12 protein-coding genes are annotated in these 11,819 nt (G+C 33.8%); 8 read left to right on the forward strand and 4 right to left on the reverse strand.

The features are described from left to right. The first annotated feature begins 347 nt into the window (after positions 1–347). From GQ594_RS05925 to rraA, 5 genes are all read left to right on the forward strand, one after another. Positions 348–1,319, forward strand: a complete 972-nt coding sequence (locus GQ594_RS05925) for an HlyD family secretion protein (RefSeq protein ID WP_160411736.1) — start codon at positions 348–350, stop codon at positions 1,317–1,319. Then, positions 1,301–2,440, forward strand: coding sequence for an ABC transporter permease (locus tag GQ594_RS05930; RefSeq protein ID WP_160411735.1), 1,140 nt, complete (start codon positions 1,301–1,303; stop codon positions 2,438–2,440). Before GQ594_RS05925 ends, GQ594_RS05930 begins: the two co-directional genes overlap by 19 nt. Positions 2,441–2,456: 16 nt before the next feature. Beyond that, positions 2,457–3,605 (forward strand): ABC transporter permease, encoded by a 1,149-nt coding sequence (locus tag GQ594_RS05935; protein WP_442903530.1) that lies wholly within the window; start codon positions 2,457–2,459, stop codon positions 3,603–3,605. A 95-nt stretch (positions 3,606–3,700) separates the two neighbouring features. Then, positions 3,701–4,603, forward strand: a complete 903-nt coding sequence (locus tag GQ594_RS05940) for a 1,4-dihydroxy-2-naphthoate polyprenyltransferase (protein WP_160411733.1) — start codon at positions 3,701–3,703, stop codon at positions 4,601–4,603. Positions 4,604–4,692: 89 nt separating this feature from the next. Further along, complete coding sequence (gene rraA / locus GQ594_RS05945; protein ID WP_160411812.1) at positions 4,693–5,184, forward strand: ribonuclease E activity regulator RraA; 492 nt, start codon at positions 4,693–4,695, stop codon at positions 5,182–5,184. A 97-nt stretch (positions 5,185–5,281) separates the two neighbouring features. Here rraA and dprA read toward each other — a convergent pair whose 3' ends face one another. After that, entirely contained in the window at positions 5,282–6,388 is a 1,107-nt protein-coding gene (gene dprA / locus GQ594_RS05950; RefSeq protein ID WP_160400688.1) for a DNA-processing protein DprA, read from the reverse strand. A 155-nt stretch (positions 6,389–6,543) separates the two neighbouring features. Here dprA and def point away from each other — a divergent pair, with 155 nt between their 5' ends. Beyond that, complete coding sequence (gene def / locus GQ594_RS05955; RefSeq protein WP_160411732.1) at positions 6,544–7,056, forward strand: peptide deformylase; 513 nt, start codon at positions 6,544–6,546, stop codon at positions 7,054–7,056. A gap of 46 nt (positions 7,057–7,102) precedes the next feature. On the opposite strand, the gene grpE is transcribed toward def, so the two are convergent. Further along, positions 7,103–7,696: a nucleotide exchange factor GrpE gene (grpE, locus tag GQ594_RS05960; RefSeq protein ID WP_160400690.1), complete on the reverse strand. Its 594-nt coding sequence runs from the start codon at positions 7,694–7,696 to the stop codon at positions 7,103–7,105. A gap of 153 nt (positions 7,697–7,849) precedes the next feature. On the opposite strand from grpE, the gene nadK reads away from it, so the two are divergent. Continuing rightward, positions 7,850–8,728, forward strand: a complete 879-nt coding sequence (gene nadK, locus GQ594_RS05965; protein ID WP_160411731.1) for an NAD(+) kinase — start codon at positions 7,850–7,852, stop codon at positions 8,726–8,728. Positions 8,729–8,782: 54 nt separating this feature from the next. Here the strand turns inward: nadK and GQ594_RS05970 are convergent, their stop codons facing one another. Continuing rightward, on the reverse strand, positions 8,783–9,280 hold the full coding sequence (locus GQ594_RS05970; RefSeq protein WP_160411730.1) for a phosphatidylglycerophosphatase A: 498 nt from the start codon (positions 9,278–9,280) through the stop codon (positions 8,783–8,785). Positions 9,281–9,376: 96 nt separating this feature from the next. Continuing rightward, positions 9,377–10,387, reverse strand: a complete 1,011-nt coding sequence (gene argF, locus GQ594_RS05975; RefSeq protein ID WP_160411729.1) for an ornithine carbamoyltransferase — start codon at positions 10,385–10,387, stop codon at positions 9,377–9,379. A 271-nt stretch (positions 10,388–10,658) separates the two neighbouring features. On the opposite strand from argF, the gene carA reads away from it, so the two are divergent. Further along, the gene (gene carA / locus GQ594_RS05980) at positions 10,659–11,819 is read left to right on the forward strand and encodes a glutamine-hydrolyzing carbamoyl-phosphate synthase small subunit (protein ID WP_160400694.1); all 1,161 of its coding nucleotides are present in this window, start codon (positions 10,659–10,661) and stop codon (positions 11,817–11,819) included.

Below are 11,819 nucleotides of genomic sequence, written 5' to 3' on the forward strand. Positions count from 1 at the left end.
ATCCTTTTTAATACTTTATATTTTAAATTTGTTAATATCTTACTAAATAAGTAGGTTTTTATCTATGTCTTTTAACTAATATCATTTATATGTAAAACCTATTAAAATGATGGTTTACAATTGTTAAAAACCATCTATAGTTATTTATAGTATAAAAACAAAAATTATTTACTATGATAGTATTAATTATATTGATTTAAAATAATTTTTTGTTTTATTTAACATTTATAAAGCACTTTTCGTATAATATTAGAATAAAAATAGTCATATATTTATAGAATATAGCGTATGATCATTTTCATTCTTTATGCCTTACGTCTTTACCATCACTCTATACACAAAATTTTATGAATAAAAAAATTTTTATTATGATTACATTGATCGTTATTTTGATATCAATGACGATTTTAATTCGCTCACACAATAGCCCGCTTATATTACAAGGTGAAGTAGATGCGCCGAATATTAATGTTGTGTCTAAAGCCAAGGGGCGAGTGCAAGTCATTCATATTAATCGTGGGGATGATGTTAGGCCTAACGATGTTTTAATTACGCTTGATAGCCCAGAGTTATTGGCGCAGGTTAAAGCTGCCGAAGCGGTTTGTGAACAAGCAAAAGCTCAAGTTGAGCTTTCTAAACATGGTACACGTGAAGAAAGCATTCGTTACTATGAAGCGTTACTTCAACAAGCCAAAGTAGCTTATGATAATGCATCTAAAGAGTATGAGCGCAACAAAGCTATTTCAGTAAAGGGGTTTGTGTCACAATCAATATTAGATAATGCACTAAAAACTCGTGATGCAGCCTTTCAACAAGTGCAGTCAGCGCAGGCAAATTTAGATCAAGCTAAAAATGGTGATCGTGCTGAACAACGACAAATTTATGATGCGCAATTAAAACAAGCAGAAGAACAACTTAAACAATTACAAATTCAATATGACGATTTACAAGTAAAAGCTCCTGTAGGTGGCGAAGTTGGCTCAGTACCTGCCGAAGTCGGTGAACTGTTTAACGCCAATAGTCCATTATTGACTATTATTCAACTTCCTCAAGCTTACTTTATATTTAATCTTCGTGAAAATATTATGCCCAATATTCATAAAGGCGATCATGTTAAGCTTGATGTTCCTGCACTTGGTGGTAAAGAAATTGAGACCGAGATTCGTTACATTGCTCCAATGGGGGATTATGCGACAAAGCGTGCAACACGAGCAACAGGGGATTTTGATTTAAAAACCTTTGAAGTTCGGCTTTATCCAATTAAACCTGTTGAGGGTTTACGTGCAGGTATGAGTGCATTATGGAAATTAGACAACTAATTTGGGATTTTTGGTGTCGTTTTAAACAAGCATTTAATGCAGAAATACTTGTTATATTTAAGCGGTTTACGTTTCACTGGTTAATGTGGATTTTACCTCTTATTATTTTTGTATTAATCAGTAGTATCTTCTATCGTGGTGTTTTATTCGATCTTCCTGTTGGTTATATTGATAATGATAAAAGTGTTTTATCACGCGAAATAGTACGTGATCTTAATGCCGGTGCGCATGCTAATCTTATCAACTACGGCAATCAGCTTTCTTTGGCCAAAGGTGATTTACAAAAAGCAAAAATTTATGCCATTTTATATATCCCCCCTAATTTTGAATCAGATGTATTAGCTGGTCATCAACCAACCCCAATGCTGTATTATAATGCGTTATATTACAGTGCTGGGTTGTATTCCATTATGGATTATTCGGGTTTAATTGCATCATTAAATACCCAATATCGCACCACATTGGCAACCAGTATTGGGCTACCAGTTCCCCCACTTGCAAAAGTCAATTTTAATTATGATGGGTTATTTAATGCTAGCGGTAACTCAATGTACTTTCAACAGTTTTCAGCAGTAGTTCATTTGTTACAATTATTTGTGGTAACAACCACAATACATATTTTATCGCAACTACCCAAAAGAACACGGCCTACTTACCCATTTGTCCTTGGTAAGTTAGCCCCCTATACCATTTGGTATACAATGTTACTTATTTTTGAAATTGCGATGTTAGTTCTGTTCTCTGATGCACGTGCATCAGGCTCGCCATTTGCCATGATTATTGTTGTATTTTTCTATGTCATTGCAGCGCAAAGTATTGGTATTTTGCTTTATAGTTTTACCAAAACAGCTATTGATGCTTATACCTATATAGGAATATTAGTCGGGCTTGCATTAACTTATTCTGGCATTGTTGTTCCAGAACTTTCAATGCCTTGGATTGCAAGATTTATTTCATCACTTGAGCCTTTAACTTATGCGCTTAATAAGTTGTTTGATCTGTTTTTACGCCATTCTAGTTATCTTTCTGTGTTAAAAACCTGTGGTATTTTGATGATCTACCCAATAATTATTACAGTCTTAGTAAGAAAACGCCTAGTAAGACGGTTACATTCACAGTAGGAGGAATACTAGGATGATTAAAATATTTTGTTCTGCATTCGTAAAAATATTTTTATTTATGTTAGTAAGACCAATGTGGTTATTATTACTATTATCTGTTTCATTAATGAGCTTAGTTTATAGTAATGGTACTATCACTAGTTTACCGGTTGCTATTGTTGATCAAGATCATACATCAACAAGTCGGAGTTTAATTCGTTCTTTAAATACCAGCTCTAAAATTGAAACAGTTATGTATGATAGTTCATTACAGGCTTATGATGATATTAATGATCATAAACTTTTTGCAGTATTTACTATTCCTAATGATTTTGAAAAACATTTATTAAGTGGTCAGGAAGTCACTATACCTGCCTATGGTGATGCCTCAAGTCGTTTAGCTAATGGGCTAATACAAGTTGATATAAAAGGGATCTATCAGCAGATATTAACTGAATATAATACTCGAATAATGCGTAATAATGGATTTTCAGATAAACAGATTAATATCATTTTATCGCCAATCAAAGGGCAAACAGAACCACTTTATAACCCGGGTATCAGTTTTGCTGCTATTACGTTTCCTGGCTTATTAGTTATGTTATTGCAACACTCTTTCTTAATTGCGACAACACGTACCAATATTACATTAAGTTCTCTACCTCAAGGTAAGCCACCTAAAATAGTTATATTGGGTAGCTTAAGTGGATTAATTCCTATCTGGTTATTTTTATCTATTGTACTATTTGGCTTATGGCCTTGGATTCTTGGCTATCGACAGCTTGCTAATATTCCAGAAATTTTAATTATGACATTTCCCTTATTGCTTGGTGTTTTAGGACTCAGTAAATTACTAACAGAATGCTTACGAAAAACCGAAATGATTTATTTAACGCTAGCATTTTTGACAACTCCGGTCTTTTATTTATCAGGCACAATTTGGCCACTTGATGCGATGCCATTTTGGGTGCAAGTTGTTTCTAAAATGTTACCATCAACTTGGGCAACGAATATGATTGCAGGTGTAAATCAAATGGGATTAGGTCTAAAAGATAATTTATTTAATGTGTTTATGATTTTATTACTCGGAATTATATATGGTTCACTGGGTATTTTTATTGCTGCATTACGAGATGGTCGAATAAGACGATTATTTAAAAACTACAAAATGCAAACAAAAAAATAAAATACTAACAAGCTCATTATTAGCTGTTAAAATGTAACACATCTTGATGTCTATTATGTAAACACTTATTTTGCTAGTTATAAATGATATATTAAATGCACATGAAATTTTATCCATGGATTATCAGTTTTCGTCCTAAAACTTTAGCACTTTCTTTTTCTTCTATTTTATTGGGTAATGCATTGGCCTATTGGCAACAATCTTTCGATGTACTTATATTGTTACTTTCACTCATTACTGCCAGCTTATTACAGATATTATCTAATTTAGCCAATGATTATGGTGATGCAGTTAAAGGGAGTGATAGGAAAAATGTGCTTGCTCATACTCGAGGGATTCAATTAGGGCTTATTACTCTTGAGCAGTTAAAAATAGCCCTGTATATTAACATTTTCTTATGTATTGTATCAGGCTTGAGTTTGATCATCATTGCCTGCCATAATACTTATCAATTTTTGATTTTTATATTACTAGGGTTACTATCTATTATTGCCGCAATTACTTATACGATAGGAAAAAAACCTTATGGTTATATTGGATTAGGTGATTTATCTGTATTGATATTTTTTGGTCTAGTGGGTGTAATAGGTAGTTATTTTTTACAAGTAAAATTATTACCTGTATCAATTATATTACCTGCGGTTAGTAGTGGATTGCTTGCTGTTGCTGTTTTAAATATTAACAATCTTCGTGATATTGATAGCGATAGCACAAATAATAAAAGAACATTGGTTGTATTAATGGGGAAAACTTTAGGAAAATATTACCATCTATTGTTATTGCTAAGTTCATTTATTTTATTTAGCCTATTTGCTTATTACTATTTACACACAATTTATAGTGGATTATTTCTTTTAATCTTACCGTTATATGTCAAACATATTAATGATTTGTTTAAATTTAATAGTATAAAAACGGCCGTGCCTTTATTAATACAAATGGTTAAGCTTGCTTTATTCACTAATTTACTTTATTGTTTGGGTATTATTTTGAGCTAGCTCACGTTTATTTAAATTTAATATCGTTTTACTTAATGTTAGCGTTATACTAAATATCATTAAACATGACAGCAAAAGGAGATTTGATGATGGGGTTTGATACTTCAATTCTTTGCGATTATTATCCAGAAGATGTTAACGTAGTTGAACCAATGTTCAGTAATTTTGGTGGCGTAACATCGTTTTCAGGTCAAGCTGTAACGGTTAAATGTTTTGAAGATAACGGCTTACTATACGAAATTTTACAATCCAATGGTGCAGGTAAAATCCTTGTCATTGATGGGGGGGGCTCTGTTCGTCGTGCGTTAATTGATGCAGAGCTGATAGATATTGCTGTTCAAAATCAATGGGAAGGAATTATTGTTTATGGTGCTGTTCGCCAAGTTGATTATCTGGCTGAAGCTGATATTGGCATTCAAGCTCTAGCTGCTATTCCAGTAGGAGCCGAAGACCAAGGTGTTGGAGAAATTGATATTCGTGTTAATTTTGGTGGTGTAACCTTTTTTTCAGGTGATTTTGTTTATGCCGATAACACCGGTATTATATTATCTGAAATTGCTCTTGAAATTGAAGATAAATAAAAAATAACCTCAACACTCAAACCGTCGATATTTATCGGCGGGTTTTATACTTAAACATCTACTTATCTGAAAATTTTTAACAAAAATCTTTTTAATTTTAAATTACTAGATTACGAATGTAACCACCAGTTACCGTTTTAATTAATCCTGCTAGTTCCATATCTAACAATTTAGTGGTAACTTCTGAAATCGACATATTCACTTGCTGAGCAATAATATCAACAGGAATCGGCTGATGGTGAATAATAGAAAAAATTTCAGGGTACAAAATAGAATTACATGGTTTTTCTTTAGGCTGATTATGAGAATTATTTACTACTGATAAATAACTACAATAATGCTCTAAAATATCAGTAGGTTTAGAAACTAAATAAGCGCCTTGTTTAATCAAATAATGTGTTCCACTACAGTTTTCATTATTAATATCACCTGGTAAGGCAAATACATCGCGATTTTGTTCAAGTGCATAACGTGCAGTAATTAATGAACCACTTTTTTCTGAAGCTTCAACCACAAAGGTACCCAAACTTAACCCGCTAATAATTCGGTTTCGGCGAGGAAAATAAACCGATCTGGCTTTTTCAAACGGTAAAAATTCCGATACAATCGCCCCATCTTGCGACAAAATATCATTAGCTAAATTTAGATTTGACCTTGGCGCTATCTTTGCTAAACCACTACCCAATACCGCAACAGTATAACCCGACACATCAAGTGCTCCACGATGGCAAATAGCATCTAAGCCCAATGCCAAACCACTGGTTATTGTTAAACCATTAATAGCTAACTCACTAGCGAAGTATCTTCCCCATTGTGCTCCGTATTCACTAAATTCTCGACTTCCGACCATAGCTAGTTGAGGCGAATGTAATAGCTGACGATTACCTAAAACAAACAATAATAAAGGTGGAGAGCAAATTTGTTTAAGTAATAATGGATAGTCATTATCACAATAGGCAATAAGATATTTTGGAGGGCTAGGTGAATCTAGCCATTCAAGTATTGGTTCAAAATGGAGATATGAAGTCTCATAAAATAGCGCTAATTGAGCATCAGACAATTTCAACTTATCTAATACATAAGAAACGTTTTGAATACTATTAGGTAAGTTGTTTGTAAAGATCTGCCCAATTTTTACAAAAATGGCTCGTTTCCCATAACTAAGCATTGAAATTCGTAATAAAAACTCATATTTACTCATCATGACTTTTTGCACTCATGTTAAATAATTTAGATATTTTGAATTGATAAGATAAATACTATCAATAGCTAACAAAAGCTATTCATCAGTATGATAAATGTTTACAATAAACAGCAGATTGAATAAAACCAAAATTTGAGGAGTAGATCGAATAATTTATGGCTATTTTACCGGTATTACGTTTTCCTGATGAACGACTTCGCAAAGTTGCTAAGCCTCTTACCGAGTTCACCCCTGAGTTACAAACGATCATTGATAACATGATTGAAACTATGTACGATGAAAACGGAATTGGTCTTGCTGCAACCCAAATTGATGTGCATGAACAAATTATTGTTATTGATGTATCAGAAGATAAAAGCCAAGTTTATGTGATCATCAATCCTGAAGTGATAAGCCAAGAAGGTGAAACAGGTATTGAGGAAGGATGCTTATCGGTACCAGATTGTCGTGGTTTTGTGCCAAGAGCAGAAAAAATCAAAATTAAAGCACTAGATCGTCATGGCAATCCTTATGAAATTGATGCCGATGAGATACTTGCTATTTGTATCCAGCACGAAATGGATCACTTGAAAGGTAAACTTTTTGTTGATTACCTTTCTCCACTTAAACGTCAACGAATCGAGCAAAAAATGAAGAAACTTGCTCGTGAAGAGCAACGAAATAAATAAAATAATACGCCACTAATTTGTGGCGTTAGTTTTTTTATCTAATAAGTTATTTAGCAACAATTACCATTGCAGGGCGAATTAATCGGCCATTTAATGTATAACCTTTTTGAATGGTATTAACGATTTGCCCTGATTGATGTTCTGGCGATTCCACCATACTAATTGCTTGGTGCATATCAGGATTTAATTGCGAATCTTCGGTATTTACCACTTCAATACCAAATTTTTTAACAGTATCTAAAAATGATTTTAATGTTAACTCTAATCCTTCAACAGTAGCTTTATGCTCTGGGTTGGTTTTATCTGTAGATTCTAAAGCTCTCTCTAGATTATCAATAACGGGTAATAATTCATTAGCAAATTTTTCTAGCGCAAACTTACGAGCTTTATCAACATCTTGTTCAACACGTTTACGAACATTATCAATTTCTGCTCGAGCACGAATCATTGCTTCACTTTCATTTTTTTTAGCCAATTGTAATGCTTGCTCAAGTTCTGCAATGCGAACATCTTTTGCTTTTAGTTGCTCTTCAATATTGGGTTGTGCAGGGGCTTCTTGCTCGATTGTTTCTTCTGCTGATGTGTCAATATTAGTTTCGTTAGTTTCATTTTCTGACATATTTTTATCTTGTTCTGTCATAAGGTACTCCATAATGTAGTCGAAAACTGAGTGAATAACAGTTATTATGGGGATAAATTTTATTATTACAAGCTCCTCGGCATGTTGATATATGTTTTTTTGGATTAAAACTAAAAAATACATATAGTTATATGAAAAACACAAGGATATTTTATGGATACACCATTTAAATGCATCGGCCTTATTGGGCTTCCACGTAAGTTAGAGGCAATGGAAACCCATCAAGTGCTTTATGATTGGCTGGTTGGACTTGGCATTCGAGTGTTAGTTGAAGAACGGTTAAAAGAGCATATCTCATTTTCTGTTAACCAGTATGCATCACTAGAAACAATAGGAACACAAGCGGATCTGGCTATTGTGGTGGGTGGTGATGGTAATATGTTGCGTTCCGCACGCTATTTATCACACTATAAAATTAAGGTAATTGGTGTTAATCGAGGTAATTTAGGTTTTTTAACTGATATCTCTCATGAACAAGTGATTGAACAATTAAGTCCTGTTATTGCTGGCCAATATGATAATGATCCCCGATTTTTACTTGAAGTTTCTATTTATGATAATGGTAAATTAATTAATTCAGGGTTTGCAGTTAACGAAATTGTCGTAACGCCAAATACTGTTGCTCATATGATTGATTACGATGTCTACATTAATGAACACAATGCATTTTCACAACGGGCTGATGGCTTAATTATTGCGACACCGACAGGCTCTACCGCTTATTCACTATCAGCTGGTGGACCTATTTTAGCACCCCATTTAGATGCTTTAATTATTACACCAATGTTTCCTCACTCGCTAGCGGTCAGACCATTAGTGATTAAAAGTGATAATCCTATACGCCTAAAATTTCCAACAACAGCACTGGATCTCAATATTGCTTGTGATAGTCAGATTATTTTACCAGTCAAACCAACTCAAGATGTAATTATTCGTCGATCTTTGTATGAATTTAATTTGATTCATACCAAAGATTATGATTATTTTAATAATCTTTCTACTAAGTTAGGGTGGTCGCAAAAGATGTTTTAGCCTTTTTTGTAGAAAACTTTCAGGAAAATATGTTTTTCCGTATAAAATCACAACTTAAATTATCAGTGTTATAACATAAACGGTGAATGATGAAAATATTGCGGCAATTACATCATCCACCATAATGCCAAATCCACCAGGTACTCGTTTGTCAAACCAACGAATTGGCCAAGGCTTTGCCATATCAAAAACTCTAAAAGCCAAAAATGCTATAGCAATCCATAGCAGTGAGGTTTGTGGTATAAAAAATAAAGTTATCCACATTCCCACAAATTCATCCCAAACAATATGCCCTGAGTCATGAGTGTGTGTATCATCGGATGTTCTTTGACAAACAAAACAACCAAAAATAAATGTCACAAAAATAAATACCCAATATAAAGCTAGTTGCAAATCACAAAACATTAACCATAAAGGGATAGCCATTAGTGATCCCATTGTTCCCGGCATAATTGGCGACATACCACTTCCTAGTCCAACAGCTAAAAAATGAATAGGATTACTTAGTCTTAGGAATTTTTTAAAATCTTTATTTCGTTCTTGTTTTGTCATGATTCAATATTCTTTTAAATAAAATTTGCCGACGTTAAGCCGGCAAAGAGGAAATACTTAATTTAGCTAAGTATCTATGTATTGATTACGACAATATTATTCATCTTTAGTTAATGTTGCAACCATTACCGCTTTAATGGTGTGCAGGCGATTTTCTGCTTCATCAAAAACAATACTGTGCTTAGATTCAAACACCTCATTAGTCACTTCAAGTCCATTGGTTAAACCATATTGAGCAGCCATTTGTTTACCAACAGTAGTATTCATATCATGAAAGGCAGGTAAACAGTGCATAAATTTGACATTTGGATTATTGGTGAGTTTGATTACATTTTCATTTACTTGATAAGGCGTTAATAATTTAACCCGCTCATCCCAAACCTCTTTAGGTTCACCCATTGATACCCACACATCAGTATATAAAAAGTCGATATTTTTAACCCCTTCAGTAACATTTTCGGTTAAGATGATTTTGGCACCTGTCGTTTTCGCAATTTCTTGACATTTTTGTACCAGTTCAGCTTCGGGTTGGCAAGCTTTTGGCGCTACAAGACGAATTTCCATTCCCATTAACGCAGCGCCTTCCATTAATGAATTTCCCATGTTATTATGGGCATCGCCTAAATAAGCAAACTTAACAGTTTTTAATTCACGTTGGCCGACGTGTTCTTTCATGGTCATAAAGTCAGCTAAAATTTGGGTTGGATGTGCTTCGGTAGTTAAACCATTCCAAACAGGGACTCCAGAATATTTTGCTAAGGTTTCAACGATCTCTTGGCCATAACCACGATATTCAATACCGTCATACATTCGGCCAAGTACTCGAGCGGTATCAGCAATTGACTCTTTATGCCCAATTTGACTACCACTTGGTCCTAAATAGGTAACTTGAGCCCCTTGGTCAAAAGCGCCCACTTCAAAAGCACAACGAGTACGGGTAGAGTCTTTCTCAAAGATAAGCGCAATATTTTTACCTATCAGATGTTTTTTTTCATTGCCTTGTTGTTTAGCTTGTTTTAATTCAATAGCAAGATCAATTAATTGATTAATTTCGGTAGGGGTAAAATCAAGTAACCGTAAAAAATGGCGCTGATAAAAACCGTGCATGATAAGCTCCTAAATGACGACAAATATTTACATGATTCTATTTGAATAATTATGCAAACTCAAGCTAAACATGATAATAGAGATAATATTTTGTTTATTTCAGTCATAACGTCTCAAAAATTAGACATTATTATCTATTTATTTTTTATGATATTGCTTTTTTTGTTTAAAAAATTGTAATAAAATGCTTAAATATTGTCTATTGCAAACAAGTATAATTGTTTTTTTATTCATTTATAATGATTTTTTATTCAAAAAGGCCTTTTAAATCATGCGAACTTATGCCCTCCTTATGTTACAAGATGGTTCACAATTTGTTGGTAAGTCAATTGGTGCTGACGGACAAGCTGTTGGTGAGGTAGTGTTTAATACATCAATGACCGGTTACCAAGAGATTCTTACAGATCCTTCTTATTGCGAGCAATTGGTGACATTAACTTATCCACATATTGGTAATGTTGGCACTAACAATGAAGATGCCGAGTCAGAGCAAGTTTATGCAAAAGGGCTAATCATTCGTGACTTACCATTATTATCTAGTAATTATCGAAATGAACTCGATCTTTCTAGCTATTTAAAAAAACATAATGTAGTTGCCATTGCTGATATTGATACACGTCATTTAACACGTATTCTGCGTGAAAAAGGTGCACAACATGGTGTGATTATAACGGCAAAAGATAAACAATCCTTGTTAGCAAAAGCCGCGGATGCTAAGCAACAGGCAATAAATTTTAAAGGATTAAATGGACTTGATTTAGCCAAAGTTGTAACTTGCTCTAATAGTTATAGATGGACTCAAGGTTTATGGACAAGACAAAATGAACACAAAAATTCAAAATTAGAAAATGAACTACCTTACCATGTTGTTGCCTATGATTTTGGTGTAAAACATAATATTTTACGAATGTTAGTTGAACGTGGTTGTCAATTAACTGTCGTACCGGCAAAAACAACGGCAGACGAAGTAATCGCATTAAATCCTGATGGGATTTTCTTGTCTAATGGCCCCGGTGATCCTGCACCATGCACTTATGCCATTGATGCCATTAAGCAGTTTTTAAATACAAATATTCCTATTTTTGGTATTTGCTTAGGGCATCAACTTCTTGCGCTTGCTTGTGGTGCTAGAACTATCAAAATGAAGTTTGGTCATCATGGTGGTAATCATCCAGTTAAAGATCTAGAAAATAAGAAGGTGATGATCACGGCACAAAATCATGGTTTTGCGGTAGATGAAGCAAGTTTACCTGCTCATTTACGAGCGACACATAAATCACTGTTCGATGGCTCATTGCAAGGTATTCACCACAACAAAAAACCAGCTTTTAGTTTTCAAGGTCATCCTGAAGCTAGTCCTGGACCTCATGATGCCGCACCTCTTTTTGATCACTTTATTGAGTTAATTAAAATTTATAAGCAGGAGCAATAA

The organism is Gilliamella sp. Pra-s52 (genome assembly GCF_009795805.1).
Classification (GTDB): domain Bacteria; phylum Pseudomonadota; class Gammaproteobacteria; order Enterobacterales; family Orbaceae; genus Gilliamella.